Raw genomic sequence first — 26,123 nt, 5'->3', positions numbered from 1 at the left:
ACGTCATGGCCGAGTCCAAGGGGAAGTCTCCGGCGGTTGAGCTGGAGGTGGGTGGGCGGACGGTGCGGGTTTCCAATCCGGATCGGGTGTACTTTCCTGCGCGTGGGGAGACCAAGCTCGATCTGGTGAAGTACTACCTGTCGGTCGGGGACGGGATCGTGAATGCGCTGCGGGAGCGGCCGTGCATGTTGCACCGGTTCCCGGAGGGGGTGGCCGGGGAGAAGGTGCATCAGAAGCGGTTGCCGCACGGGGCGCCGCCGTGGATGGAGACCGTCCGGGTGAAGTTCCCGCGGTACAACCGGACCGCGGACGAGCTGTGCGTCACCGAGATCGCGCACGTGGCGTGGGCGGTGCAGATGTCGACGGTCGAGTTCCACCCGTGGAACTCGCGGCGTGCCGACACCGAGAAGCCCGACGAGTGGCGGATCGACCTCGACCCGATGCCGGACTGCCCGTTCGACCGGGTCCGGCGGGTCGCGCACACGGTGCACGAAGTACTCGACGAGCTCGGCGCGGTCGGCTATCCGAAGACGTCCGGCGGCAGCGGGATCCACATCTACGTCCGGGTCGAGCCGGCGTACGGCTTCAGCGACGTACGCCGGGCCGCGCTCGCGTTCGCGCGGGAGGTGGAGCGGCGTACGCCGGAGGACGTGACGACCACGTGGTGGCGCAAGGACCGGGACCCGCGGCTCGTGTTCGTCGACTACAACCAGAACGCCCGCGACCACACGATCGCCAGCGCGTACTCCGTGCGCGGCAACCCGGAGGGTACGGTCTCGACCCCGATCCGCTGGGACGAGGTCGACGACGTGAACCCGAAGGACTTCACGATCGCGACCGTCCCCCAGCGGTACGCCGAGCTCGGCGACCTGCACGCGACGATCGACGACAACCCGTACTCGCTGGACACCCTGATCGAGTGGGCGGACCGCGACGATCGCGAAGGCGCCGAGGCCCCACCCGAGGATTGAGCGAGGAACACGGATGAGCCAGACCGAGGATCGCGAACCTGCCGAGGCCGAGGTGACACGCGGCGCGCACACGTCGACGGAACCGACGGCTCGGCTTCAGGGTCACGGGCGGCGTTCTCGCCGGGCTCCTCCTCCTGATGCTGATCCTGCTTCCTTGGCTCGAGGCCTGGGGATTCCCTCGCACTCGCCCGGAGCACATCTATCGCGGACTCGAGTTGCTCGTGCCGCGCAGGAGTGGATCCTCGGCATACGACATCCCGTTGCTGAACGGCGCCGCTCCCGGTCTGATTGTCGGGTATTTGATTCTGGCAGCCGCCTGCCTGTTCTTCCCGGCAACGATCGTGGCCGTGGTGAGCAGCTTCGCAGGCTTCGCAGTCACCATCGCTCTCGTGCTTGCTGTGAACTCGGGCGAGCCCGACGACCGGGGTGCCAGCTGGACGTACAGCCCTTTTGTCGCGATCGCGATCTGGCTGGTGACGGCCATGGTCTCCGTCGTTGGCTGGTCGGCACCCCGCCGCAATTCCTGATCCGGCTGGGATCAACTGGCCAGTCCGTGATGGAGCAGGTCGGTCAGCGTGTCGATTGCGGTCTCGTCGGTGATCGTCTCGCCGTTCGCCGGGTTCACCACGAGCCAGGTGTACGCGAAGCCCTCCATCAGCGCGTTCATCGCGGAGATCGCGACCATCGGGTCGGCGGGTGGCGTCGGCAGGTGGGCGAAGTGGTCGATCATGTGCTGGTCGTCGTCGACCATGATCTGGCGCAGGCGGCGACCGAGATCCGGGTCGAGCATCGAGGCCTGTTTGACCGCGATCAGCTCCGGCAGATGAGCCTGGTAGAAGCGCCAGAACGTCGCCACGTGCCAGCGGATCGCTGACCGCTTGCTGAAGTCGGCGTCGTGGCCGCCGACGTCGACGACCGCCTCGTCCGCGGCGGCGAGCATGTCGCGGAGCAGCGCCTCGAGCAGTTCTTCCTTGCTCGCGAAGTGGTTGTAGAACGACCCGGTCGCGCGGCCCGCGGCCGCGGTGATGTCGGTGATCTTCGTGTTCAGGTAGCCGCGCTCGGCGAAGACGTCGCGCGCGGCCTGTTTCAGCGCCGCCTCGGTCCCGGCCGCCCGCTGCCGGCGGCTCACCGTGTCCGTCACGAGTACCTCCTTGACAGCGAACCCTAGTCCCGCACACACTGAATCTGAATTCAGTGAATCATAGTTCACTCAAGGAGACGATGATGAACGTCCTGATCGCGGGCGCCGGACCGACCGGCCTCACCCTCGGCATCGAGCTGGCCCGGCGCGGCCTCGCGGTCCGGGTGATCGACAAGGCGGCCGAGTACTTCCAGGGCTCCCGCGGCGACGGCCTGCAGCCGCGGACGCTCGAGGTGTTCGAGGACCTCGGCGTCCTCGGCGAGGTCCTGCGGCAGGGGCAGCCGATGCCGCCCCTCAAGATCCACCTGAGCGGCAAGTTCGTCGGCGAGCGCCGGATGGCCGAGCCGGTCGAGCCGACCCCGGACGTCCCGTACCCGAACGGCTGGATGCTCGGCCAGTCCCGCACCGAGCGGATCCTCCGGGACAAGCTCGCGGAGTACGGCGTGCGGGTCGAGCTCGGCACCGCGATCACCGGCTTCACCCAGACCGCGGACGCCGTCACCGCCGAGCTCTCCACCGGCGAGGAACTGCAGGTCGACTACCTGGTCGGCGCCGACGGCGGGAAGAGCTTCGTCCGCAAGCACCTCGGGATCGCGTTCGAGGGGACCACCGACGAGTCGATCCGGATGCTGCTCGGCGACGTCGCGGCGGACGGTCTCGACCACGAGTACGGGTACTGGTTCGCCTCGGACGACAATCCGATGGAGGGCATCGCGATGACCCCGCTGGCGGGTGGCGACCAGTTCCAGTTCGCCGCCCCGATCGAGGGCGACACGTCCCTGGAAGGCCTGCAGGCCCTTGTGGACAAGTACGCCGGCCCCGGTACGGCGAAGCTCCGCGACCTGACCTGGTCGACCGTCTGGCGCCCGAACGTGCGACTCGCCGCGAGGTTCCGCGTCGGCCGGGTGTTCATCGCCGGCGACGCCGCGCACGTCCACCCGCCGACGGGCGGTCAAGGGCTCAACACCGGCGTCCAGGACGCGTACAACCTCGCGTGGAAGCTCGCCGACGGACGGGAGGAGGTGCTGGCGACGTACGAGAGCGAGCGTCGTACCAACGCCCAGCGCGTCCTCGGGATCAGTGAGGAGCTGATGCAGAAGCATATCGACGGGGACGAGTCGGCGCTGGACCGCGGCGAGAACACCCGTCAGCTCGACGTCTCGTATCGCGACCCCGCCGACTCCCGGCCACTCGCCCCCGGGGACCGCGCGCCGGACGCGCCCGTAACAGATGCCGAGGGCAACAAGATCCGCCTGTTCGAGCTGTTCCGCGGTCCGCACGAGACAGTGCTGCGCTTCTCCCCCAGCACTCCGGCGACCCACCCGCACACCGTCGACATCACGTCGCCGGGGGCCTTCGCGATCTACCACGCGCAGCCGGGCGACGAGATTCTCGTTCGCCCGGACGGCTACCTCGCTTAGGATCCCCAGGTGCAGACCTTGGACTCAGCTGCCGCGTACGACCGTGCCGTCGAGTTGGCGATGCGCGGCCGGCGGCAGCTGCTCGGCATCACCGGGGCGCCGGCGGCGGGCAAGTCGACGTACGCCGAGCAACTCGCCGCGAAGCTGAGCGCCGACGGGTACAAGGTCGCGCTCGTACCGATGGACGGGTACCACCTGGCGCAGTCCGTGCTCGAGGAGCTGGGGCTCGCGGACGTGAAGGGCGCGCCGCACACGTTCGACGGCCTCGGCTTCGTCGCGCTGCTCAGGCGGCTGAAGGCGTCGCCCGACGAGCAGATCTGGGCGCCGCGCTTCGACCGCGGCATCGAGGACTCGATCGCCGCGAGCATCGGCGTCGCACCCGACGTCACGCTCGTCCTGACCGAGGGCAACTACCTGCTCCTCGACGAGTCCCCCTGGTCGACGGTCCGCACCCTGCTCGACCAGTGCTGGTACGTCGACGTCCCCGAGGACCTGCGCCACGAACGGCTCGAGGCGCGGCACCGGGCGTACGGACGGTCCGCCGAGGAGGCCCGCGAACGGACGTACGGCTCCGACGAGCGCAACGCGCACCTGATCGCCGCGACCGCAGCGGCCGCCGACGCGATCATCCGACCCGTGCGATGAACCCGGCGACGCCGTCCAGATAGAGCTGCAGACCGAAGTCGAAGTCCGCGTCACTGGCCTCCTCGAAGCTCCCGACCTCGTCGAACACACCGGCCTCGACGGTCCGCGCGACCGCCGGATAGACGCGCGGATCCGCGACCCGGCGCAGCGTCGAACCGAACTGCAGGAACGCCGCCGGGTTGTCCGCATACCCAGCGGCGAGGTCGAACGCCATCCGGATCTGCCCCTGCACGAAGGTGATCAGGCCTATCACGACCCCGACCTTCGCCTCCTCGGGCAGACCGGTGTCCTTCAGCGCACCGAGCGCGGAATCGAACCAGGCAAGGTTGTTCGGCCCGGCCGGCGGCCCGGACAACGGCAGCTTCGCGTACCACTGGTGCCGCCGGATCGCCGTCAGCACGCCGTCCGCCCAGAACGTCAGCCCGGTCCGCCAGTCGACGCCGTCGGGCAGCGGCTGCGGCCGCTCGAGGGCGGCGTCGGACATCATCACCAGCAGTTCGTCCTTGCTCTTCACGTGCCGGTAGAGCGCCATCGTCGAGTTGCCGAGCCGCTCGGCGACCTTGGCCATCGACACCGCGGGCAGGTCCTCGGCGTCGGCGATCTCGATCGCTGCCCGGACGATGTCGTCGAGCGTCAGCGACGGCTTCGGCCCGCGCCGGGGGGCGGCCCGCAATCGCCACATCGCCGCAACGTCGGCCGGCAACTCGTCGTTCGTCACGGGGTCAGTTTAGGGGTTGCCGGACCGTACTGCGTAGCTGCTACGCTATTTAGCGTACTCAATACGCAGTAAGGAGGGGACGATGATCATCGAGGCGAGCGGCCTGCGGAAGTCGTACGGCGCGACCGATGTACTGACCGGGGTCGACCTGAGCGTGGCGGAGGGGTCCGTGCTCGCGTTGCTCGGTCCGAACGGCGCGGGCAAGACCACGACGGTGCGGATCCTGGCGACGCTGACCCGCCCGGATTCCGGGACCGCGACGATCGCGGGGTACGACGTACTGCGGGAGCCGGCGAAGGTCCGCGGCGTGATCAGCCTGACCGGGCAGTACGCCGCGGTCGACGAGAACCAGACGGGCCGGGAGAACCTCGCGATGGTCGGCCGGCTGATGCATCTGGGCCGGCGGACGGCGCAACGGCGTACGGCCGAGCTGCTCGAGCAGTTCGGGCTGGCCGACGCGATGGACCGGCGGGTGAAGACGTACTCGGGCGGGATGCGGCGGAAGCTCGACCTGGCGATGAGCCTGATCGCGCGGCCGCGGGTGATCTTCCTGGACGAGCCGACGACGGGCCTCGACCCGGCGAGCCGGTCGGCGATGTGGGACGCGATCGTCGCGCTGGTCCGGGACGGTACGACGATCCTGCTCACGACGCAGTACCTCGAGGAGGCGGATCGGCTGGCGGATCACGTCGTACTGCTCGACCAGGGCGGGATCGTGGCCAGCGGTACGGCGGATGCGCTCAAGACCCAGATCGGTGGCGAGCGGATCGAGCTGCGGTTCGCAGAGGAGGACGAGGTGCTCAAAGCGACCGGTGTGCTCGACGGCGTGGTCAGTGAGCTCACGGTGAACGTCCCGTCGGACGGTACCGCGGCACACCTGCACCACGTGCTCGACGTACTGCGTGACAACGGGCTGCAGCCGGAGCGGGTGTCCTCGCACCGGCCGACGCTGGACGACGTCTTCCTGGCTCTGACGGCGTGAGGGGCTGCTGATGACATACGCAGTCGCCGATGCAGCGACCATGATCGGCCGTAGCGTCCGGCTGGCACGGCGGAACGTCGACACGTTCCCAGGGATCCTTCTACTCACTACTGGGTACGGCGCGGCCTCGACGGCCATGGTGGTCGCTGACGACATGAACAGCGGCATGATCGACCGGCTGCGCTCCCTGCCGATCCACAGCTTCGCCGTGCTCACGGGACACGTTGTTGCGAGCGTGGCGCGCAACGCGGCCTCTACGGCGATCGTTGTGCTCGCTTCGCTCGCTATGGGCTTCCGGCCGCGCGGTGGAGTGCTGGACTGGCTGGCCACGATCGGCCTGCTCCTGCTGTACGTCCTAGCGCTCTCTTGGCTCGCAGCAGGGCTCGGCGTGATTGCCAAGTCGGTGGAGTCGGCGAGCACGCTCAGCTTCTTCATGCTGTTCCTGCCGTACCTGAGCAGCGCGTTCGTCCAGCCGGAGTCGATGCCCGTGTGGCTGCGGCCGATCAGCGAGAACCAGCCGATCACGCCGGTGATCGAAACGGTCCGCAGTCTGCTGATCGGGACACCGATGGGGAGCAACGGGCGGCTCGCGTTGGCGTGGAGTTGTGGTCTGCTCCTGTTCTCGGTTTTGTTCGCGACCACGCTCTATCGGCGCCGGACGGCCAGATAACTTTTCGACACAGGACGAATACGCGCGGTGTGACCCCTTGGCCGGGTTAACGTCAAAGTCCCCCCCAACGTGTGGAGGTCCCACTCCCCCCGGGACCCACACGGACAAGCGCCCCGGTCATCGATCGGGGCGCTCTGTTTTCTCTTCCAGCTCGTGTCGAAAACGGCCGTCCCGGTTCGACGTATCAGTAAGAGCGACCAAGAGGAGAGGGTCAGAATGAACATCACCACCGCCACCCGGACCATGATCATCACGATGCTCGCCGAGGGCAGCCCGGTCTGGTACGTGGCCGGCATGGTCAACATGCGCAGCCACGACGTGTACGTGATCGGCCGCGAGGCCGGATACCCCGACAAGACCCAACTGCGGCGAGCGGTCTGGGCCGCCCGCAACCGGGTACCGCAAGCCGCCTGACCGATCCCGCTCAGGCCGCTCGAACCGCCGCCGTCCCCTCCCCGGGACGCGGCGGTTTCGTATGTCTAGGGTGAGTCCGTGGACGACGTCAGCGTGGTGGACTACCACACGGCCGGGGAGCCGTTCCGGATCGTGACCTCTGTGGAGGTCCCGGGTACGACGGTGGCCGACCGCCGGGTCGCGGCGCAGACCTCGGCCGGTATCGACGCGGTACGGCAGCTGCTCGTGAACGAGCCGCGCGGTCACGCCGACATGTACGGCGGATTCGTGGTACCGGGTGACGACGACGGCGCGGACTTCGGCGTGGTGTTCTGGCACAAGGACGGGTACTCGACCGCCTGCGGGCACGGGACGATCGCGCTCGCGACCTGGGCCGTCGACACCGGCCGGGTCCCGGCGGGCGATGTCGTCATCGACGTACCGTCCGGACGCGTGACGGCCCACGTCGGCGCGGACGGTGTTGCCTTCCGCAACGTTCCGTCGTACGTGCTGCGCCGTGGGGTGCCGGTGACGACGTCGCGCGGGAACGTGACGGCGGACATCAGCTACGGCGGTGCGTTCTACGCGTCGGTGCCCGCGTCGTCGGTCGGCCTCGCGGTGACGCCGGCGTCGTACCCGGACCTGATCGCGATCGGCCGCGAGATCAAGTGGGCGCTCGACCCGGTCGCCGTCCACCCGGCCGATCCACGGCTGAGCGGTCTCTACGGCACGATCCTGTACGACGACCTCGGTTCCTGGGCGGAGGGCCCGTACCAGCGCAACCTCGCCGTCTTCGCCGACGGCGAGGCGGACCGTTCCCCCTGCGGCTCGGGTACGTCGGCCCGCCTGGCGCTGCTGCACGACGAAGGCCGGCTCGGCCCCGGGCAGACGCTCCGCCACGACTCCATCGTCGGTACGACGTTCCGCGGCCGGGTCGTCGCGGAGACGCCCGAGGGCGTGATCACCGAGGTCGTCGGGAGCGCGTACCGCACCGGGAGCGCCACGTTCACGCTCGACCCGCGCGACCCGTTGGGCACCGGCTTCACGCTCCGCTGATCTCAGATTGCGACTCTGCTTGCCGGGGGCTGCCGCTAAGTTGGTCCCCATGATCTTCATCACCGCGAAGTTCCGAGTGAAGCCCGAGCACGCCGAGGATTGGCCGTCGATCACCGCCGACTTCACCACCGCGACCCGCGCGGAGCCGGGCTGCCTGTGGTTCGACTGGTCACGCTCACTCGACGACGCCAACGAGTACGTCCTGGTCGAGGCCTTCGCCGACGACGAGGCCGCAACCCACCACGTCACCTCCGACCACTTCAAGGCAGCCCAGCAACACCTTCCGCCCCACCTGGTCGAAACCCCGCGCATCGTGAACTTCAAGGTCCCGCAGGACGACTGGTCAGAGCTCGGCGAACTCGCCGTGAAGTGACCCGGCTGACCGTCGTAACCCTGAACACCCGCGGAACCCCACTCCGCGGCCTGGCCCACCGCTACCGCACGATCGCCGACGCGTTGGAGACCTCCAGGGCGGACGTCATCAACCTCCAAGAGGTCCTGACGTACGCCCACCTCCACCTACTACGCCGTTCCATGCCGACGTACCAGGCCAACTTCCAGCCGTCGGCGGCCGGACCAGCAGGCGGCCTGGTCACCTTCACCCGCTCACGCGGCACCACCAGCTACCAACGCCTCCCGGCTGCCTACCGGAACGGCATCCTGCGCACCCACGTCCCCGAGGTCACCGTCTTCACCACCCACCTCCGGGCAAACCGCGACGGCGACTGGTCTCCCACGAACCGCTTCTATCCGATCCACCAGGCTCAACTCTCCGCCCTCGCCCGCCACACCGCGGCGAAGCCGGCGGTCCTCACGGGCGACTTCAACGTCGCGCGCGACACCACCTTGTACCGCGACTTCCTCCGCGAATCGGGCCTGGTCGACGCCTTCGCCAGCTGCCCGCCGACGTTCCACCGGGCGTATCTCCCGCCGGGCAGATCCGCGCACTGCATCGACTACGTCCTCATCTCCGGCGCTGCGGTCGTCGAGTCGGCTCAGCTCGACGGCGACTACGCCAGCGATCACCTCGGCCTGCAGGTCCGTCTGCGTTTCCACTCAACCGAAACGACCGGCCGGGGCGTCAGATAGAACGATCACCCGGCGCCTGAACGCGTAGAGTGATCGAACTGTTACTGATTGAATTCCTAACGGGGAGTGGTCGTGATCAGGACTGTTGGTGTCATGGTGGGCTGCGCAGCGCTGGTGGCCGGCGGCGCGTCGGTCGACGCACAGGCGGACGCAGCTCCGCAGCAGACGATCCAGGTCTGGCTGACGCCGGACCTGGCCGGTGCCGAGCGGTTCGCCACCGCCGTCTCCACACCGGGTAATCCGCTGTACCACCACTTTCTGAGCCCCAACGAGTACACAGCCCGCTTCGGCCCGTCGGCCGCCGAAGCCAAGTCGGTCAGCGACCAGCTAACTGCACGTGGCCTGACAAACGTGCAGGTCAGCAGCGACCGTTCCTACGTCTCAGCCTCCGCGCCGGCCGCGAAACTACAGTCGCTGCCCCCGATGGCACTCGGCATCACTGGGCTGGGCGGTACGAGTTCCACGTCGGCCCAGACGGCACGCGCCGCGAAGCCGACCTGCTCGCAGTCCTGGGGCCAGCACGTGCAGACCGTCAAACCGGCGTACCGCGGTCTCACCAAAGCCTCACTCCCGATCTGCGGCTACTCCGCGAACCAACTGCGGACCGCGTACGGCGCCGGCCCGGTCTTCACCGGCAAGGGACAAACCGTCGCGTTGACCGAGAGCCTCGCGCCGACCGAGATGCTCCGGACCCTCCGCGAGTACGCGCGCCGCAACCACCTGCCGGCCCCGAAGGCGAACCAGTACCAGGAGATCCACCTCGGCGGCGACACGGGCTGCAGCCAGTCGTCGCGGAGCGCGGCGCCGTACAACGACGAAGCGGAGATGGATTCCGAAGCTGTCTACGCGATGGCCCCGGACGCGAAACAGCTGATGGTCGTCGGCGGCGGCTGCGACGAGGACCAGGCCCTGCTCAGCGCGGTCGCCGCGGTCCTGAAGGGCGACGGCCACCACCCGAGCGCCTCGATTGTCTCGAACTCCTGGCAGATCCCGCTCGGCGAAGTACCGCCGAAGACCGTCCACACCCTCACCGTCCGCGCGGCCGCCGAGGGCGTCGGCCTGTACTTCTCCTCCGGCGACACCACCGGCCTGACAGCCACCGCAGAGGACCCGTTCGTCACCGCGGTCGGCGGTACGACGTTGGCCCTGGACGCGCGCGGCAAACGCGTCTTCGAAACCGGCTGGTCGGACGAGACCGTCATCCCGGACAACGGCAAGTGGACCGGCGTCGGCCTGGTCGCGGGCGGCGGCGGAACCAGCCTCGACTACGCGCAACCGGCGTACCAGAAGGGCGTCGTGCCGGCCTCGATGTCACACGTGAAGATCGGCAGCCGCACCGCGATCAACCGAACCGTCCCGGACATCTCCGCGGTCGGCGACATCGACACGGGCATGCTCACGGGCTACACAGACTCCGACAGCAAGCGCTACGTCACCCAAGTCAACGCAGGCACGAGCCTCTCCGCACCGTTGGTCGCGGGCCTTGTCGCCGGCGCACAGCAGGGCCGACCGGCGTTCGGTTTCATCAACCCACTCCTCTACCGTCTGCACGGCACCCCCGCGTTCCGCGACGTCCTCCCGCTGCCCAAGTCCACACCCCAGCAGAACCGCGCCGCCTTCATCCCCGCCACCAGCGCCGACAGCGCATCCCTGGACGTCTTCGACTCCCACAACCGCAAAGAGTCCGACCAGATCACCGCCAAGGGTTACGACACCGTAACCGGCCTAGGCACCCCCAACGGTCTCCCCTTCACCCTAGGCCTCCGCCTCACCACCGGCCCCAGGTAAAAGCGAAGGCCCGGACCTGATGGTCCGGGCCTTCTTCCGTAGCGGGGGCAGGATTTGAACCTGCGACCTCTGGGTTATGAGCCCAGCGAGCTACCGAGCTGCTCCACCCCGCGTCGTTGTGTCTTTAGTTTAGAGGATCTCGGCCGAGCTACCAAATCGGTTCCCGGAGGGGCCGAAAACTCGTACCGCGGGCGGGGTGCCGGGCGTACCGTCCGAGTATGTCTCGACCCGTCGTCCGCCCGTTTGAGGAGGCGGATCTGCCGGCTGCGGCCGGTCTGCTCGCCCAGCGGCATCGGGCGCATCGCGCGCGTCACCCGTTGCTGCCCGCCGACTACGAGGACGAACAGCGGGCCCTCGTCGAGGTCGCCGCTGTCTGGAAGAGCGAAGGTGCGTCGGGTGCGGTCCTGGTCGAGGGCGACGAGGTGACCGGTTATTTGCTCGCGGCACCGAAGCCGGCGGCGATGTGGGGGCCGAACATCTGGGTCGAGGCAGCCGGTCACGCCGTGCGGGAGGCTGAGCACGTCCGCGACCTGTACGGGGCTGCCGCGGCGGAATGGGTCGACGCCGGGCGTACGGCGCATTACGTGCTGGTGCCGGACGATGCCGAACTGGTGGACGCGTGGTTCCGGCTGGCATTCGGCGCGCAGCATGCGCATGCGATTCGGCCGGTTCCGTCGACAGCGGTGGTGTCGCGCGGCGATCTTGCCGTCCGGCGGGCGACGCGCGCGGACATTCCGGTACTCGCGGAGCTTGATCTGGAGCTGCCTCGGCATCAGGGGCGGTCGCCGGTGTTCTCGGCCGGGGAGGTGGGCACCTACGACGAGGCGGTCGCGGACTGGGATGAGTCGCTCGACGATCCGGACTACATGACGTTCGTTGCCGTCTACAACGGTGAGGTCGTTGGGTCGGCGATCGGGTGTTCGCTGGATCGGTCGAGTTTGCACAACGGGCTGGCTCAGCCGGACAACGCCGGCTTTCTCGGGTTCGCGGCGGTACTGCCGTCGGCGCGTGGGCTTGGCGCGGGGCGAGCGCTGGGTGAAGCGGTGCTGCAGTGGTCGGGTGAGGTGGGGTATACGTCGGTGGTGACGGACTGGCGGGTGACGAACCTGTTGTCGTCGCGGACGTGGCCGCGGCTCAGGTTCCGGCAGACGTTCCATCGGCTGCACCGGTTGATCGGGTACTGATCCGCCGGTTGTCCACAGGTTCGGATTCGCCGGTCCGGCGGCGGGCCGATCGCGGCACTTTCTTGGTCACGAAGGGCGTCTCGCAGCAGGCGAGGCGCCGTCCTTCCCCCAGGAGGCTGTCATGTCGCGTTCATCTTTCGGTTCCCGAGTCATGCCGTCCGCCCGACGTATCGTGGCCGGGACCGCGGTCGTCCTGGCCTCGTTGGGCCTGTCGACGACCACCGGCTCAGCAGCACCGGCGTATGCCTCCGTAGCACCATCCACCGAGCAGAAGGCTGGCACCTTGGACGGCTTCGTGATCGAGAATCTTCCCGACGGCATCGGTACGCCGAGCGACTTCGCGTACGAGTGGAACGACGTGTCCTTCCACAGCCGTGTCTGGGAGACCGGACCGGATTCGGAGGGAGCGTTCAAGGTCGACCTGACCGTGAAGACGATCCGCGGCGACCAGCTCACCGACCTCGAGACCCTCAAGGACTTCCTCGTGGAGTACGAGGAGAAGGATCCGGGCTGGCAGCTCACCCCGGTCAAGGTCGGTGGGTACGACGGCCTGTTCGCCGGCGACGAGGTGTTCTACTTCATCGAGCCGGGCGTTGCCGCCGAGGTGACGATCGACCACGAGCGGTTCACCGACGAGGACGTGCTCGACACCGCCGCGGGCTTCCGTCCCGAGCCGTCCTGATGCCGTAGGCAACCACCCGGGCGGACGAACGGGGCGGCGACCCGACATGTCGTCGGTGTCGCCGCCCCGGGAACCGGTCCTGCGCGTCAGCCGGTCGGAGAGCTCGGCGGACTCGACGGTGTCGTCGAGGCCGACGGGCTCCCGGACGGGGTCGGCGTCGGTGTCGGTGTTCCGGTGGCACCGGCCGATGCCCGGTCCAGCGCCTGCTTCATCTGATTCACGGCCGTCTGGTATCCGGCGAGATCGCCCCTCTTCAGGGCGGCCTGTGCCCGGTTGTAGGCGGCCTCTGCATCAGCGAGCGCCTGCTTGACCGTCTGGTTCGTCTGTGCCGGTGGGGTCTTGGTTCCAGGCGGGTTCTCGCCGGTGTCGACATTGGTGTTGAACACCTTGCCGAGAGCTTCCTGGAGTGTCGTCCCGTAGGCGACGTTGTCCCCGAAGGCCACCAGGACGTACCGCAGGACGGGGTAGTTACCCGGCCCGCTGGTCCGTGACGAGTAGACCGGCTGGACGTACAGCAGACCACCGCCGAGCGGCAGCGTCAGCAGGTTGCCGAACTGGGCTCTGGCGCCGCTGTTCTGCTGGTTGATCGGCAGCAGCGCCGCTCTGATGCCTTCGTCGGTCTGGAACTTGTTGTACACCTGCCCCGGACCAGGCACCTGCAGGTTCGCCGGCAATCGGAGTATTCGGAACTTGCCGTAGTCCGGTGACGTCGCCTCGGAATCGACCGCCATGAACGCTGTCAGGTTCTCCCGTTCACCGTTCGGCACATACACCGAGGTCAGTGAGAACTTCGGATCGGTCTGATCCGGCATCCGCAACGAGAGGTAGAAGGGAGGCTGACTGATTTGCGTCGACGAGTCACTGCCGCCGGCCACCGCGGTCGGGTCGGCGGGCACGCGCCACAGGTCACTGTTCTGGTACCAGGTGCCGGCGTCCGTGACGTGGTACTTCGCGAGCAGGTCGCGCTGCACCTTGAACATGTCCTCCGGGTAGCGCAGGTGCGCCATCAGCGCGGGCGAGATTTCCGAGCGCGGCTTGACCGTGCCGGGGAAGGCCTTCATCCACGTCTTCAGCACCGGGTCGCTCTGGTCCCACGCGTACAGGTCGACCGAGCCGTCGTAGGCGTTCACGACCGCCTTGACCGAGTTCCGGATGTAGTTGATCTTCTCGCTCGGCTGCTGCGCGATCGTGCCGCGGCCGGTGGTGGTGTCCCGGGTGCTGTCGTCCAGCGCCACCTTCTCGGAGTACGGGTAGTTGTCCGAGGTGGTGTAGCAGTCGACGATCCAGACGACCTGGCCGTCGACGATCGCCGGGTACGGATCGCCGTCCGGCGTCAGCCAGGGCGCCGCCTTCTCGACCCGGTCCCGCGGGCTGCGGTCGTAGAGGATCTTCGAGTCCGCGTTCACCCGGCTGGACAGCAGGATGTTCGCGTCCCGGAACTTGGTTGCGTAGAGCAAGCGGTTGAAGAACGAGCCGATCTTGACGCCGCCCTTGCCGTCGTAGGTGTTCAGCGTCGGATCACCGCCGTTCGTACCCTCCGGGGTGTCCAGCTCGACCGGCGCGGAGCCCTTCGGTGCGCCGACGATCGAGTAGTCCGGCGACTGCTCACCGAAGTAGATCCGCGGCTCGTAGGTGCCGAGGTCCCCCTTCGGCGGCAGGTCCTTCTCGGTCCAGACCGGCGTACCGTCCGCTGCGCGCTGGTTGCCGTTCGCCGCGACGACGCCGTAACCGTGGGTGTAGACCGTGTGGTCGTTGTTCCAGTTCCGCTGGCCGGCCGGCAGCTTGTCGATCTGGACCTCGCGGGCCGCGATGACGGTGTCGCTCGTCTTGCCCTTGATGTTGTACCGGTCGACGTCCAGGTCGGTCGGGAACGAGTAGTACCCGCGGACCTGCTGGAGCTGCTCGAACGTCGGCCCGATCACGGTCGGGTCGATCAGCCGGATACCGGGCAGCACCTCGGCGTCGGCGGTGAGCTCACTCGGCTTGGCCGTGGTCTGCGCCTCGTACTCTTTGATCTGCGTGTTCTCGAGCCCGTAGGCCTGCCGCGTCGCCTCGATGTTCTTGGTGATGTACGGCGCTTCCTTCACCGGCTCGCTCGGGCGAACCCGCAGCTGCTGCAGCGCGGCCGGCCAGAGGGCGCCCAGGAGGATCGCCGACAGGATCAGCACGACAGTGCCGACCCCGGGGAGCAGCCAGGTCCGCCGGACGACGTTCGCGAAGAACAACCCGGCACAGAGGACCGCGATGACCGCAAGGATCTCCTTGCTGGGCAGGATCGCGTTGTCGCCGGTGTAGGAGATACCGGTGAAGAGCCTGCCGTCGGACGTCGTCTGGCCGAAGCGGTCCAGCCAGTAGCTGAACGCCTTGAGCAGGACGAGCAGCCCGAGCAGCACCGAGAACTGCACCTGCGCCGCACCGGAGGCCTTCTGCCCCTTGGCCGACGGGCGGAACCCGCCGTACAGGTAGTGCGTGATGATCGCCGCGACCAGCGAGAGCAGCACGATCGAGTACCCGAAGCCGAGCAGCACGCGCAGCCACGGATAGTCGAAGACGAAGAACGAGATGTCCTTGTGGAAGTGCTGGTCGGTGACACCGAAGGACGTCCGGTTCTTCCAGGCCAGGAAGACCTTCCACTCCCCCGACGCGGCCGAGCCGCCGAAGATCAGCATCAGCGTGGCGACCACGCCGACCGCGATCTTCGCGTGCTGCTGGAGCAGATCGCCGTACCGCTCGAAACCCGGAGTCGGCGACGGGGCCAGCGCTACCCGCGGACGGGCGCGGAACGCAACGATGATGTTCGCGACGACGGCCGCGGCCATCAGCAGACCGACCACCACGAAGAGCAGTACCCGGGTGCCGAGGACGGTGCTGAACACCGTGCCGAAGTCGAGCGACCGGTACCAGAGCCGCTGTGTCCAGACATCGGTGAAGACGCTGAACAGGATCAGCAGCACGATCAGCGTCGCGATCGTCGGCAGCAGCGCCCGTGGCCGGCCGCCCGATCGTCGCGGTCTCCGGGCAGGCGGCTCGTCCGGCATGTCGTAGACGCCGTCGCTCATGGTCGCTTCTCCTCGTCGTCACCGTCGACCCCAGAACCCGCGCCCGACCGGCTGCCGACCGAAGGTTCGAATGTCAAAGACAGTACTTCGCACAGCGTGGGGACCAAGTCGACGCCGGTGAGCACCGCGCTGTCCTCGTCGTGCGCGCGCAACCGGACGGCGCCGAATCGGCCGCCCTCGCGGAGTACCGCGGCGACCATCCGGACCTCGTGCCGGCGCGGGTCGCTGCCCGCCAGCCGGGCCAGGTCCGCGTCCGACTCGACACTCGACAGCCCGGACTCGGCCGCCGCCGGCAGCACGATCCGCTCGATCGCCAGCGCGCAGCCGGCGACCCCGTCAGGCCATTCGATCCGGCCGAGGGTATTGGCCAGGTTTTCGTCGTCGACGCCGCCGGGGAGCTCGCCCTGGGCGACCGGGGTCAGCGGCTGGGAGGCGTCCTCCGCGCCGAGCTCGGCGGCCAGTTGCGGTTCGGCGCGGAGCAGATCCGCGGTCGGGACCAGCGCGAACAACTGCGCGGGCTGGTCCCAGCCCGCGCTGCTCACATGCTTCTCGATCTCGACGACCGCGCGACTGAGCGCGTCTGGAGGCAGCGTGCCTACGGATTCCATGCCGGCTGATCTTCCCTTCGGCTGGCCGGTTCGTACAGGTCGTTCAGGTCGCTGGTCAGCTGCACGACGGGACGTCTCCCTTGCCGCTGGTGGCCGCCTCCAGCGCGCTGATCGCGCCGGTCAGCGTGCTGATCTTCACCAGCCGAATGCCGGAGACGTCCGCGTGCAGCGCGGCCTGGCAGTTCGGCGCCGGGACCAGGAACACCGTGGCGCCGTCGTTCCGGGCACCGGCGATCTTCTGCTGGATGCCGCCGATCGCGCCGACCTGGCCGAGTGCGTCGATCGTCCCGGTGACAGCGACGTGCTTCCCGTTCAGCAGCTGACCCGAGGTCAGCTTGTCATAGATGGCCAGCGCGAACGCCGTGCCTGCACTCGGGCCGCCGATGTCCTGGCCGAGGTTGACCGTCACCTTCACCGGCGAGTCGACGCCGATCGTGATCCCCACCATCGGCCGGGTCGGGTCGCCCGGCGTCGCGGCGGTCTTCAGCTCGACCGTCTGCTCGGCGGTGCCACGGCGGATCAGGAAGACTACGTTCTGGCCGACCTTGTGCTTGCGGACCAGGTCGCCGACCTGCGGGATCTGCGTCACGGTGTGGCCGTCGACAGCCAGCACCAGGTCGCCGGGCTTCAGCTTGCCCTGGGCCGGCGTGTTGTCCGCGACCGTCGCCACCTTGGTGTGGAACGGGACGTTCGCCGCCTGCAGCGCGGCCGCGACCGCGCTGTCCTGGGAGCCGGTCATCTCCGCGGTGTTCTGCTGCTCGACCTGGTCGGCGCTCTGGCTCGGCGGATAGATGATGTCGCGCGGGAACAGGTCGTGGTGCGGGTCCAGCCAGTTCCGCATCGCCTGCGGAAGCGTCAACTGCCGGTCCGGCGAGGTGACCGACACGGTGGTCAGGTCCAGCTGCCCGGACGTCGGGAACGTCTCGTGGCCGGTGATCTCGACGACCGGCTTGTTCTTCGCCATCCCCAGGGTGTCCTTGACCGGCCCCGGGCTGAACGAGACGAACGGCACCGGAAACGCGGTCACCAGTCCCAGCGAGACGACAAGCACGACGATCGAGGTGACCAATGTGGCGGTACGACGTGTCACGAACCCTGCCCTGCGATCTTGGTGGAGCCGGAGCCACGGTCCTCGGAGACCGGCTGATGATTACGACGACCCAGGCCCCGGCGACGTTCCGGGGTGGCGCGTGGACCGGGAGCCGCCAGCGCGGCGTTGAAGCGGCGGAACTCGTCCACCGAGGCGAACGGGCCGCCGGATCGGCGCGGCTCGCGGCTGCGCCACCCGCGCCAGCCTGCCCAGCCCATCGCGAGCAGCGTGGCGACCAGCGGGAACGCCAGCCACGCCAAAACCTTCATCCGGCCACCTTCATGCGCCCAGAGTACGTGTCAGTGCGCTCCTACCCACTCGCTGCCACCGTCGGTGAAGTGCTGGTGTTTCCAAATCGGGACCTCGGCCTTCAGGTCGTCGATCAACTGCCGGCAGGCGGCGAAGGCCACGTCCCGGTGTGCAGCGGCCACCGCCACGATCACCGCGGCGTCGCCGATCACCAGGTCCCCGGTCCGGTGTACGGCGGCCAGCGCGGTCACCGCGGGGTCGTCGCAGACCCGCTGGGCGACCTTCCGCAGGTGCTCGAGCGCGTCCGGATGCGCCTCGTAGCTGAGCGTGTCGACCGGCTTGTCCTGGTCGTGGTTGCGCACGGTGCCGATGAAAAGCGCAGTTCCGCCCGCCGTCGGATCGGCGACGGCCGCCAGCACCTCGTCGCTGGACAACGCGCCGTCGCGAATGTCCAGCAGCCTGATCGCGTCGCTCATCCGTTCCTCATTCCCGCCGGGTCCCCGTTCTGCACACCCCACCATTCCATCCCCCGCACCGCAATTCTCCCTCCCGGTCCGCAGTACCCCGACACCCGCTCCCACTTCGGCGTCCCTGGGCGCTGCGGTGCGTGGTCCGGCATACACCGGGAGAAGCTGTTGCCCTGCTCACCTAGTTACCGAGGCGGCGGACGGCTCTGCCTGCGGCGAACAGAAGAAGTACTGCGTTCACCCGGGGCGGAACTGGTGGAGCGAACCAGTACGTTTGGAGTAGTACGCCCCACCCGCACAGGAAGGCCCATCGATGAGCGACGAACCGGACAACCCGGACAACCCGTTCAAGGGAACGCCGTTCGAGGCCATGTTCCAGCAGTTCTCCGGTGCGGCCGGCGCGGGCGGCGCCCCGGACCTGAACGCGATCTTCGCCCAGGTCCAGCAGCTGCTGAGCGGTTCGGCCGACGGCAAGCCGGTGAACTGGGACCTGGCCAAGGACATCGCCCGCAAGACCGTCTCCGCCGCCGGGGACCGGTCGATGACGGCCACCGACGGCGACCGGGTCGCCGACGCGGTCCGGCTCGCCGAGCACTGGCTGGACGACGCCACCACGCTGCCCGAGGTCTCCGCGACCTCCCAGGCATGGAGCCGCGCCGAATGGGTGGAGAACACGCTCCCGGTCTGGCAGACGGTCGTCGACCCGGTCGCCGAGCACGTCGCCGGCGCCATGGGCAACGCCCTGCCCGCCGAGGCGCAGCAGTTCGCCGGCCCGATGGCCGGGATGCTGCGGCAGCTCGGCGGATCGGTGTTCGGAGCGCAGGTCGGCCAAGGGCTCGGCGAGCTCGCCGGCGAGGTCGTCAGCTCGTCCGACATCGGCCTGCCGCTCGGCCCGACCGGCCAGGCGATCTTACTGCCGGACAACGTCGCCAAGTTCTCGGAGGGGCTCGGGCTGACGGACGAGGACGTCCGGCTGTACCTGGCGCTCCGCGAGGTCGCGCACCAGCGGTTGTACGCCGGCGTGCCGTGGCTGCGCCAGCACCTGCTCGCCGCGGTCGCCGACTACGCGGCCGGGATCGAGGTCGACACCGGCAAGATCGAGCGCGCGATGGTCGACATCGACCCGCAGAACCCGGAAGCTATGCAGGAGGCGCTCGCCGGCGGAATGTTCGAGCCCGAGGACTCGGAGCAGCAGAAGGCCGCGCTGGTCCGTCTCGAGACCACGCTCGCCCTGGTCGAAGGCTGGGTCGACGACGTCGTCCGCGAAGCCACCAAGGACCGGATGCCGGCCGCCGTCCAGCTCGCCGAAACCGTCCGCCGCCGCCGCGCGGCCGGCGGCCCCGCCGAGCAGACGTTCGCCACCCTCGTAGGCCTCCAGCTCCGCCCCCGGCGCCTCCGCGACGCCGCCAACCTCTGGGCCGCCGTCCGCGACGCCCGAGGCACCGAAGGCCGCGACAACCTCTGGTCCCACCCCGACCTGATGCCCAGCACCAGCGACCTCGACGACCCCATCGGCTTCGCCCAGCACGCCGGCGAACTCGCCAACATCGACATCACCGACTTCCTCGACGAGCCCCCCTCGACCGACGACGGAGACACCCCCACCAAGTAGCGCCACAACGAAGCGCCCCAAGCCGCACGCCCCGGGGAACCAACACCCACCGCTGCCACCAGAGCCAGCAGGTTGGGAGACTGGGGGGATGTTGCTTGGGGATGCAGTGGGGGTTTTGGAGGAGTGGGTGGCGCCGGACGGGGAGCAGGAGGGGTTGCGGCGGCATTACTTGCGGCACCTGGCCGCGCATGCGGATGGGATGTGGCGGAGCTGTCGGCCGGAGCATGTGACGGCTAGTGCGTTGGTGGTGGATGGTGCTCGGGGGAAGACGCTTTTGACGCTGCACAAGACCGTTGGGCGGTGGTTGCAGCTTGGGGGGCATTGTGAGCCGGGGGATACGACGCTCGCGGGTGCGGCTCTGCGGGAGGCTAGTGAGGAGTCGGGGTTGAGCGGTCTCACGGTCGGGCCGCTGCCGCTGCAGCTGTCGCGGCATCAGTTGCATGCTGGTGGATGTGCGGGGGCGTATCACCTGGACGTGCAGTTCTTGGTGACGGCTGGGGGCGGTACGGAGTACGTCGTTAGTGACGAGTCTGAGGATCTTGCCTGGTTTCCGCTGGATGCGTTGCCGGACGACACGGACACGAGCGTGCAGGACCTGGCGGCGCGAGCGTTGGCCGTCTAGCTGAGCCGCTGGAAAGGCTCAGATCGCGAGAGCGGGCAGCAGCCGGCCTCAGGAGTTGTGGGACGGGTCTGCGTCAGCCGGCCCACTCTCCTAAGCAAGGCACCCGCAGGTGCTGTGGTGCGGTCCCCGTTGGGTGGTTGGGCCGCCGCATCCCCCGATGCGGTTGGGTTCGCCGGGTGCCGCCCCTGAACGGCATCGGCGAATGGCCGGTTCCTCGTTGCTTGGTGAACGAGTGGGAGGGGGCGAGGTGACGGCTCAGGCGTGCCGAAGTAGGGATCTTGTGGCGTCCCAGCCTTCGAGGCCGGGGTCCAGTCGCGCTAGGTCAGCGTTTGATCGCAGACGGTGCCAACCTGGGCCCACCGCGACCGCGTGCCGGCGGGGCTTTGCCGCGTCGAGATCAGCTAGTGGGGTGTCGAACGAGGGTGAGAACTCGGCCACCCAGCCCGCGATCGGCAGGTTCACTCCGATTGCTGCCAGCGAGCCGTCTTCGGCAGGCGTGACGGCGACATCGGCGTGGCTCAGTGCCCGGAACAGCTTGCCGATCAGCAGTCCGGGCAGGTCCGGTACGTCGTAGGACACCGCGACCACCGCCGCAGCCGGGCCCGCCAGTTCGACCGCGTGCCGCACGGCCCGGTCGGGGTCGACGGCGTACGTCGGTGTGCCGGGCCAGGTCAGTGCGCTCATCTCCGACACGGCGGCGGTATCTCCGGCGACGGCAACCGCGACGTCCACCCGGTCGGGGGCGGCAACCACCTCGTACGTGTCCTCGGCCAGCGCCAACCGCCAGGCCTCGGGATCCCGGCCCGGCGGCGCCCACGATCCGCTGCCGGGGACGACGACAACGACCACGCGCCGATCGGCCGGCGAGGAATTCCCAGCGGAGTCGGTCATGCCGGCACGCTCGCCCGGTCGTACGTGGTGCGCGCGGCGTCGACCTCGGGCATGTGGCTCTCGGCCCACGACTTGATCGCGGCGATCAGCGGCATCAGGCTGCGGCCGAGCGAGGTCAGCTCGTAGTCGACCCGCACGGGCACAGAAGGCGTGACCGATCGCGTCAGCAGCCCGTCGCGTTCGAGCGAGCGCAGGGTCTGGGTGAGCATCTTCTGGCTGACTCCGGCGATCCGGCGGGACAGGTCGGAGTACCGCTGCGGCCCGTCCGCGAGCGCGGTGAGGATGAGCGTCACCCACTTGTCGCTGATCCGGTCGAGGAGTTGCCGTGCGGGGCAGGTCGCCAGGAACGCGTCGTACGCCCGGGCCGCCTCTTCGCGGCGTTGGGCGGCGGTGCGGGTCGGCATGGCTCTCCTCCTCGTGCGGTACGCACTCCGAAGTGCGTACTTCCCAGTAGAGAGTAGCTCTCCGACAGTGGTGTGCACACGTCATTCCCCGAAGGAGAGCACGATATGCGCGCACTGGTGGCCCGGCGCCTCGCCGGACCGGATGCGATCGAGTTGATCGAGACAGAAGTACCCGAGCCGGCCGCGGGGCAGATTCGGATCAAGGTGGTTGCGGCGGCGGTGAACCCGGTGGATCTGGCGGTCAGCAGCGGGGCGCTGGTCGAGTTCGGGCTGACCGCGCCGCGGGAGCAGTACGGGCTCGGCTGGGACGTCGCCGGATACGTCGACGCGGTCGGGGCAGGCGTTCAGCTGCCGGTCGGTACGCCGGTGGTCGGCGTGGCGGATCTCCTGGCGCAGACACTCAAGACGCATGCGGAGTACGTCGTACTCGACACCGTTGTCCGTGCTCCGGAGGGCGTGGAGCTCGTGGAGGCCGCGACGTACGGGCTCAACGGGCTCACCGCGTTGCAAGCGGTCAAGGCAGTCCAAGGAGAGTCAGTGCTCGTAACCGGCGCCGCAGGTGGTGTCGGCGGGTACGCCGTGCAGCTGGCCAAGCATCTAGGCAAGACGGTAGTTGCAAGCGCAGCGGCAGGTGACGAAGAGCTTGTACGCCAGCTAGGCGCGGACCATTTCGTCGAGCGGAACGCCGACCTGGCGGCAGCAGTACGACGAATCGGCGTCGACGGTGTCGTGGACGCAGCCGTGGTCGGAATCGGCGCGCAGGAGGCCGTGCGCAACGGTGGCCGCCACGTGCACCTACAGGGAGGTCCCCGACCGCCCCAGCTGCGAGGCATCACTGTCGAGCAGCTGTTCGTCCACGTGAACAGCCAAGAGCTAGAGGAGCTAACGCGTCTGGCCGCAGCCGGCATCATCTCCACAAGGGTCGCCGACACCTACGAGCTCAGCGAGGCACAGCAGGCGTACAAACGGCTAGCAGCAGGCGGTGTCCGCGGCCGGCTCGTACTGACGCCCTAACAGCACGTCAGGCGATCGCCGAGAGCTCTGTACTGATCAGCCCCAAACGCAACGCGGTCATGATCGCGTTCGCTCGGTTCGTGGCGCCGAGCTTTTCGTACAGGCGGGCCACATACGTCTTCGCGGTCGACAGGCTCACGTACATCTCGCCGGCGATCGACGGCACCGACCGGCCGCGGGCCAGCAGCGCCAGCACCTCCCGCTCGCGCGGGCTCAGCGTGAGTACCTTCGCGCCGGTGCGTCCGCGCCGGGTGAGCGCCTGTGCGAGGCCGGTCGCGGTGAACGACGAGGCCGCGACAGCCGCGTGCCGGATCGCCCCGAGCAGTTCGGCGTTCGGGGCGGTCTTGGCCACGAACGCGGACGCACCGCTCTCGAGCGCCCGGAACAGTACGTCGTCCTGGTCGTCGGAGGTCAGTACGACGATGCCGAGCGCCGGGTAGCGGTCACGCAACTCCCGGGCGAGCTGCAGCCCGTCCGCGTCCGGCAGCAGTACGTCGAGCACCACGACGTCCGGCCGCGCCGCCGCGATCCGGTCCGGCGCCTCCGCGCCCCGGCCGCACTCGCCGACGACGGCGATCTCCGCATCGGCGCTGACGAGTCTGACCAGCCCGTATCTGGTCAAGGTCTGGCCGTCGACAACGACGACCGTGATCGGTCCGCTCATGATTGCCCCCGTGGAAGCCCCAGCACAGCGTGACGACTGTCACGTGCTGTAACTATGATCGGCCTCCAGCACCCACCGTTACGCCGTTTCCGGCGGGTGCTTTTAATCTAAACGGCCTAAACGCTCGGTAACCATGTTGCAGCCAGTGCGCGGACGGCCTGGCTGACTGGGTGGTTCGGGTAGCCGCAGGCGATGGGTTCGCCGCGGTTGATCGAGGCGGGTACGTCGGCGCGGTTCGGCAACTGCAGGGCGATCGGAGTCCTGACGAGCTGGTCGACGTCGGCCGTACTGAGTCCGGCCCGAGGGTCTGCTCGGTTGAGCACCACGGATCGTGTGTCGGCCTCGTACAGCACGTCCAGGACGTCGAGCGTCAGCCGCAGGTTCTTCAGCGACGCCCTTTCCGGTGTAGCGACGAGTATGTGGTGATCCGACGCGTCGAGCGCAGCCAGTACGACGGCGTTGAACTGCGTTGGGGTGTCCACGACCACGTAGTCGTAGATCAGCCGCAGTACGCAGAGCACCTCGTCGACCAACGCGAGTGGAATGAGCGTTGCCGTGCCAGGGCCGGTCGGAGCGGTCAGGCAGTCCAGTCCGTCGCGGTACGGCGTCACGAACGTGGCTACGTTCTCCGGGGTCAGCGAGCCTGTCCACTGCACGGCGTCGCAGAGACTGCGCTCGGCACGCAATCCGAGTACGCAGGCAACGTCGCCGAACTGCAGGTCAAGATCGACCAGGCACACCCGGCTGGCACCACGGGCGCACAGGGTGACGGCCAGGTTCGTCGCGACCGTTGTCTTCCCGCAGCCACCTTTCGCCGCAAAGACCGTGATAACCGACATCCCGAGCGCCCCCTCGATGCAAGCGTGCGCTCCCCGGGAGAATCGCCACAGCGGGTGAACGGCGGACGCGGCCGTCGGCCGAACGGCCGACGGCGCTCAGCCGAGGACAGAACGGAGCCGGAGCGCCACCTGCACGTCCAATGCGCGTTCCGGTGACTGCCAACCGTCGCCGAGCAGCGCGGTGATCCGATCGAGCCGCTGCTGCACGGTGTTCGGGTGGATGTGCAGCGATGCGGCAGCCCGCGTCGGGCTCTGGCCGGCGGCGAAGTACGCCTGCAACGTGCCGACGAGGTCCGTACCGCGGTCAGCGTCGTAGTCGAGCACCTGGCCGAGTATGTGCTGCACGTGGGCGTGTACGTCGACTTCGGACGCGCCCACGAGTCCTGCAACGCCGAGGTCTTCAGGAGTCGCGGCCTCGCCCGTACGCCCGAGCCGGACCATCGTGGTGGCCAAACGCGACGCCTGCCGGTGTGCGTCCACCAACGACTCTCCCCACGCGGCAGGGCCCGTCACCGCGACCGTGACGCCCGTACGCTTCGCCAGCTCGGCCAGGTCGCGTGCAGCGGACACAGCCTTGGTGCGGGCGAACAGGAGCACCAGGTCTCCGCCATACGGACCGGCCAGCACCAGGCGGTCCTCCAACGGTGCTGAGAGCCGGGCGCGTACGCCGGAGTGGTCGCCACGGCAGACTGCTACCACCAGGCGGTCGTGCCGATGATGTGGCGCCAGCAGCCGGAGTCGATCGGTCAGTGTCCGCGGGTCGGCGCTGCCGCTCAGCACGTCGGCCAGAAGATCCGCCTGTGCACGTTGGGATTGCTCGGCCGCCTGTCGACGGAAGAGCAGCACCAACGCTGTCACGACTGCGGCACGTTCGACGATGCGTTGGTCAGCACCCGACAGGTCGTCGGCACCGCCAATGACGAGCGCACCGAGCCGTTCGCCCTTGGCTGTCGCTGCCACGACCCAGCAGTCACCGGTGCGCGTCAAACGGCCAGACGACGACTCCTGCCACGGAACGGCCGTACCGGAGACCTGTCCCGCGTTGGCCAGCTCATTGCCGCTGGCATCGACCAGTACGACCCACACGTTCAGCAGCTCGGCCAACGCCGCGGCAATGGCGTCTACGTCACCGCCCGAGAGCACAATGTCGGCGAACCGGTCATGCGCGGCGGCTGCGTGTTCGACGCCCGCGTGCGCCGCGGAGAGCTGTTCGAGCGCGGCCGCGGTCCCGGCAGCGGCCCGTACCTGGACGATCGTCACGGCGGCCAGCGCGGCCATGGAGCCGAGCAGCGACACCTCGTCGTGGCTGAAGGGGCGGCGTGTCCGGTTGGACGCGAACAGGACACCGACGAACGCCCCGTCGACGATGAGCGGCGTACCGCAGATGGCGACCAGGCCTTCGTCGCCGACCGCATGGTCGATCGTGGAGGTGTGCCGGAAACGCAGGTCGGACGGGTAGTCGGCCGTCCAGTACGGCTTGTGGGTCTCCGCGACCAGCCCGCCGAGGCCGGCCCCGAGCGGCAGCCGTACCTGCTGGAACTCCGCGGACACAGACCCGTCCGTGGCGCGCATGTACGTGTCACCACGCGACGGGTCGTAGAGAGTCAGGTAGGCGACGTCGACACCGAGCAGGCTGCGGGTCCGGTGCACGATCGTGCCCAGCACGTCACCCGGGTTCCGGGCCGAGGCAAGCTCGCGGGCCACGTCGACCAGCGTCGACAGCTCCGCCTCACGCTTCTTACTCGCGTCCATGCCGGCCCTGATGCGCAAGGCGAGCTCCCGCGCCACCGCGTCCGCGCCCGCTGCCCGGGCCAGCTCGCTCCCGGGCGCGTCCTCGGCCAGTAGGCGCAGCAGCTCCTCCATG

General features: G+C 68.7%; 28 protein-coding genes and 1 tRNA gene. 16 read left to right on the top strand and 13 right to left on the bottom strand.

Annotated features, from left to right (window positions below):
- Positions 1 to 5: 5 nt before the first annotated feature.
- Together ligD and ACXJJ3_RS32375 are read left to right on the top strand one after the other, a co-directional pair.
- Entirely contained in the window at positions 6 to 971 is a 966-nt protein-coding gene (gene ligD / locus ACXJJ3_RS32380) for a non-homologous end-joining DNA ligase (RefSeq protein WP_458165655.1), read from the top strand.
- A 137-nt stretch (positions 972 to 1,108) separates the two neighbouring features.
- Positions 1,109 to 1,498: a hypothetical protein gene (locus tag ACXJJ3_RS32375; RefSeq protein ID WP_458165654.1), complete on the top strand. Its 390-nt coding sequence runs from the start codon at positions 1,109 to 1,111 to the stop codon at positions 1,496 to 1,498.
- 11 nt (positions 1,499 to 1,509) lie between these two features.
- On the opposite strand, the gene ACXJJ3_RS32370 is transcribed toward ACXJJ3_RS32375, so the two are convergent.
- Positions 1,510 to 2,112, bottom strand: a complete 603-nt coding sequence (locus ACXJJ3_RS32370) for a TetR/AcrR family transcriptional regulator (protein ID WP_458165653.1) — start codon at positions 2,110 to 2,112, stop codon at positions 1,510 to 1,512.
- 83 nt (positions 2,113 to 2,195) lie between these two features.
- Between ACXJJ3_RS32370 and ACXJJ3_RS32365 the strand changes: the two genes are divergently transcribed.
- Both ACXJJ3_RS32365 and ACXJJ3_RS32360 read left to right on the top strand, forming a co-directional pair.
- Positions 2,196 to 3,533 (top strand): FAD-dependent monooxygenase, encoded by a 1,338-nt coding sequence (locus ACXJJ3_RS32365; protein WP_458165652.1) that lies wholly within the window; start codon positions 2,196 to 2,198, stop codon positions 3,531 to 3,533.
- A 9-nt stretch (positions 3,534 to 3,542) separates the two neighbouring features.
- Positions 3,543 to 4,178 carry a nucleoside/nucleotide kinase family protein gene (locus ACXJJ3_RS32360; RefSeq protein ID WP_458165651.1) on the top strand — a complete coding sequence of 212 codons (636 nt, stop codon included), beginning with the start codon at positions 3,543 to 3,545 and terminating at the stop codon, positions 4,176 to 4,178.
- Here ACXJJ3_RS32360 and ACXJJ3_RS32355 read toward each other — a convergent pair.
- Positions 4,159 to 4,896 carry a TetR/AcrR family transcriptional regulator gene (locus ACXJJ3_RS32355; RefSeq protein WP_458165650.1) on the bottom strand — a complete coding sequence of 246 codons (738 nt, stop codon included), beginning with the start codon at positions 4,894 to 4,896 and terminating at the stop codon, positions 4,159 to 4,161. The genes ACXJJ3_RS32360 and ACXJJ3_RS32355 overlap by 20 nt on opposite strands.
- Positions 4,897 to 4,978: 82 nt before the next feature.
- Here ACXJJ3_RS32355 and ACXJJ3_RS32350 point away from each other — a divergent pair, with 82 nt between their 5' ends.
- The 7 genes from ACXJJ3_RS32350 to ACXJJ3_RS32320 all read left to right on the top strand — a co-directional run bounded on the left by ACXJJ3_RS32350 (position 4,979) and on the right by ACXJJ3_RS32320 (position 10,874).
- Positions 4,979 to 5,878, top strand: a complete 900-nt coding sequence (locus ACXJJ3_RS32350; RefSeq protein ID WP_458165649.1) for an ATP-binding cassette domain-containing protein — start codon at positions 4,979 to 4,981, stop codon at positions 5,876 to 5,878.
- A 10-nt stretch (positions 5,879 to 5,888) separates the two neighbouring features.
- On the top strand, positions 5,889 to 6,548 hold the full coding sequence (locus ACXJJ3_RS32345; RefSeq protein WP_458165648.1) for an ABC transporter permease: 660 nt from the start codon (positions 5,889 to 5,891) through the stop codon (positions 6,546 to 6,548).
- A 216-nt stretch (positions 6,549 to 6,764) separates the two neighbouring features.
- On the top strand, positions 6,765 to 6,962 hold the full coding sequence (locus ACXJJ3_RS32340; protein ID WP_458165647.1) for a hypothetical protein: 198 nt from the start codon (positions 6,765 to 6,767) through the stop codon (positions 6,960 to 6,962).
- A gap of 78 nt (positions 6,963 to 7,040) precedes the next feature.
- Positions 7,041 to 7,997 (top strand): proline racemase family protein, encoded by a 957-nt coding sequence (locus ACXJJ3_RS32335; protein ID WP_458165646.1) that lies wholly within the window; start codon positions 7,041 to 7,043, stop codon positions 7,995 to 7,997.
- 49 nt (positions 7,998 to 8,046) lie between these two features.
- The gene (locus ACXJJ3_RS32330) at positions 8,047 to 8,370 is read left to right on the top strand and encodes a putative quinol monooxygenase (protein ID WP_458165645.1); all 324 of its coding nucleotides are present in this window, start codon (positions 8,047 to 8,049) and stop codon (positions 8,368 to 8,370) included.
- Positions 8,367 to 9,086, top strand: coding sequence for an endonuclease/exonuclease/phosphatase family protein (locus tag ACXJJ3_RS32325; protein ID WP_458165644.1), 720 nt, complete (start codon positions 8,367 to 8,369; stop codon positions 9,084 to 9,086). Before ACXJJ3_RS32330 ends, ACXJJ3_RS32325 begins: the two co-directional genes overlap by 4 nt.
- A 93-nt stretch (positions 9,087 to 9,179) precedes the next feature.
- Positions 9,180 to 10,874 carry a S53 family peptidase gene (locus tag ACXJJ3_RS32320; protein WP_458165643.1) on the top strand — a complete coding sequence of 565 codons (1,695 nt, stop codon included), beginning with the start codon at positions 9,180 to 9,182 and terminating at the stop codon, positions 10,872 to 10,874.
- Between the two features lie 39 nt (positions 10,875 to 10,913).
- Here the strand turns inward: ACXJJ3_RS32320 and ACXJJ3_RS32315 are convergent.
- Positions 10,914 to 10,987 (bottom strand) — tRNA-Met (locus tag ACXJJ3_RS32315).
- A gap of 105 nt (positions 10,988 to 11,092) precedes the next feature.
- On the opposite strand from ACXJJ3_RS32315, the gene ACXJJ3_RS32310 reads away from it, so the two are divergent.
- Together ACXJJ3_RS32310 and ACXJJ3_RS32305 are read left to right on the top strand one after the other, a co-directional pair.
- Positions 11,093 to 12,058 (top strand): N-acetyltransferase family protein, encoded by a 966-nt coding sequence (locus ACXJJ3_RS32310; protein WP_458165642.1) that lies wholly within the window; start codon positions 11,093 to 11,095, stop codon positions 12,056 to 12,058.
- Between the two features lie 121 nt (positions 12,059 to 12,179).
- On the top strand, positions 12,180 to 12,740 hold the full coding sequence (locus tag ACXJJ3_RS32305; protein WP_458165641.1) for a hypothetical protein: 561 nt from the start codon (positions 12,180 to 12,182) through the stop codon (positions 12,738 to 12,740).
- Positions 12,741 to 12,826: 86 nt separating this feature from the next.
- Here ACXJJ3_RS32305 and ACXJJ3_RS32300 read toward each other — a convergent pair whose 3' ends face one another.
- The 5 genes from ACXJJ3_RS32300 to ACXJJ3_RS32280 are packed head-to-tail and all read right to left on the bottom strand — an operon-like array spanning position 12,827 to position 18,222.
- A complete protein-coding gene (locus ACXJJ3_RS32300) occupies positions 12,827 to 15,799 on the bottom strand; it encodes a UPF0182 family membrane protein (RefSeq protein ID WP_458165640.1) in 2,973 nt (990 codons plus the stop codon).
- Positions 15,796 to 16,407, bottom strand: coding sequence for a PPA1309 family protein (locus ACXJJ3_RS32295; protein WP_458165639.1), 612 nt, complete (start codon positions 16,405 to 16,407; stop codon positions 15,796 to 15,798). The genes ACXJJ3_RS32300 and ACXJJ3_RS32295 overlap by 4 nt, the downstream gene beginning before the upstream one ends.
- A gap of 55 nt (positions 16,408 to 16,462) precedes the next feature.
- Complete coding sequence (locus ACXJJ3_RS32290; RefSeq protein WP_458165638.1) at positions 16,463 to 17,497, bottom strand: YlbL family protein; 1,035 nt, start codon at positions 17,495 to 17,497, stop codon at positions 16,463 to 16,465.
- Complete coding sequence (locus ACXJJ3_RS32285) at positions 17,494 to 17,766, bottom strand: hypothetical protein (protein ID WP_458165637.1); 273 nt, start codon at positions 17,764 to 17,766, stop codon at positions 17,494 to 17,496. The genes ACXJJ3_RS32290 and ACXJJ3_RS32285 overlap by 4 nt, the downstream gene beginning before the upstream one ends.
- 30 nt (positions 17,767 to 17,796) lie before the next feature.
- Positions 17,797 to 18,222: a molybdenum cofactor biosynthesis protein MoaE gene (locus tag ACXJJ3_RS32280; RefSeq protein WP_458165636.1), complete on the bottom strand. Its 426-nt coding sequence runs from the start codon at positions 18,220 to 18,222 to the stop codon at positions 17,797 to 17,799.
- Between the two features lie 304 nt (positions 18,223 to 18,526).
- Between ACXJJ3_RS32280 and ACXJJ3_RS32275 the strand changes: the two genes are divergently transcribed.
- Both ACXJJ3_RS32275 and ACXJJ3_RS32270 read left to right on the top strand, forming a co-directional pair.
- A complete protein-coding gene (locus ACXJJ3_RS32275; RefSeq protein ID WP_458165635.1) occupies positions 18,527 to 19,825 on the top strand; it encodes a zinc-dependent metalloprotease in 1,299 nt (432 codons plus the stop codon).
- An 88-nt stretch (positions 19,826 to 19,913) separates the two neighbouring features.
- Positions 19,914 to 20,447 carry an NUDIX hydrolase gene (locus ACXJJ3_RS32270; protein ID WP_458165634.1) on the top strand — a complete coding sequence of 178 codons (534 nt, stop codon included), beginning with the start codon at positions 19,914 to 19,916 and terminating at the stop codon, positions 20,445 to 20,447.
- A gap of 255 nt (positions 20,448 to 20,702) precedes the next feature.
- Here ACXJJ3_RS32270 and ACXJJ3_RS32265 read toward each other — a convergent pair whose 3' ends face one another.
- Positions 20,703 to 21,338 (bottom strand): DUF2064 domain-containing protein, encoded by a 636-nt coding sequence (locus ACXJJ3_RS32265; protein ID WP_458165633.1) that lies wholly within the window; start codon positions 21,336 to 21,338, stop codon positions 20,703 to 20,705.
- Complete coding sequence (locus tag ACXJJ3_RS32260; protein WP_458165632.1) at positions 21,335 to 21,742, bottom strand: winged helix-turn-helix transcriptional regulator; 408 nt, start codon at positions 21,740 to 21,742, stop codon at positions 21,335 to 21,337. Before ACXJJ3_RS32260 ends, ACXJJ3_RS32265 begins: the two co-directional genes overlap by 4 nt.
- A 105-nt stretch (positions 21,743 to 21,847) precedes the next feature.
- Between ACXJJ3_RS32260 and ACXJJ3_RS32255 the strand changes: the two genes are divergently transcribed.
- Positions 21,848 to 22,756, top strand: a complete 909-nt coding sequence (locus tag ACXJJ3_RS32255) for an NADP-dependent oxidoreductase (RefSeq protein ID WP_458165631.1) — start codon at positions 21,848 to 21,850, stop codon at positions 22,754 to 22,756.
- A gap of 7 nt (positions 22,757 to 22,763) precedes the next feature.
- Here the strand turns inward: ACXJJ3_RS32255 and ACXJJ3_RS32250 are convergent, their stop codons facing one another.
- The 3 genes from ACXJJ3_RS32250 to ACXJJ3_RS32240 all read right to left on the bottom strand — a co-directional run bounded on the left by ACXJJ3_RS32250 (position 22,764) and on the right by ACXJJ3_RS32240 (position 26,122).
- On the bottom strand, positions 22,764 to 23,420 hold the full coding sequence (locus tag ACXJJ3_RS32250) for a response regulator (RefSeq protein WP_458165630.1): 657 nt from the start codon (positions 23,418 to 23,420) through the stop codon (positions 22,764 to 22,766).
- 116 nt (positions 23,421 to 23,536) lie between these two features.
- Positions 23,537 to 24,259: an AAA family ATPase gene (locus tag ACXJJ3_RS32245; protein WP_458165629.1), complete on the bottom strand. Its 723-nt coding sequence runs from the start codon at positions 24,257 to 24,259 to the stop codon at positions 23,537 to 23,539.
- Between the two features lie 96 nt (positions 24,260 to 24,355).
- The gene (locus tag ACXJJ3_RS32240; protein ID WP_458165628.1) at positions 24,356 to 26,122 is read right to left on the bottom strand and encodes a helix-turn-helix domain-containing protein; all 1,767 of its coding nucleotides are present in this window, start codon (positions 26,120 to 26,122) and stop codon (positions 24,356 to 24,358) included.
- Between the last annotated feature and the right edge of the window lies 1 nt (position 26,123).

This window comes from Kribbella sp. WER1 (assembly GCF_054189145.1).
Note: the sequence above shows the minus strand (reverse complement) of the source record. Positions and strands in the feature narration are given on the sequence as shown.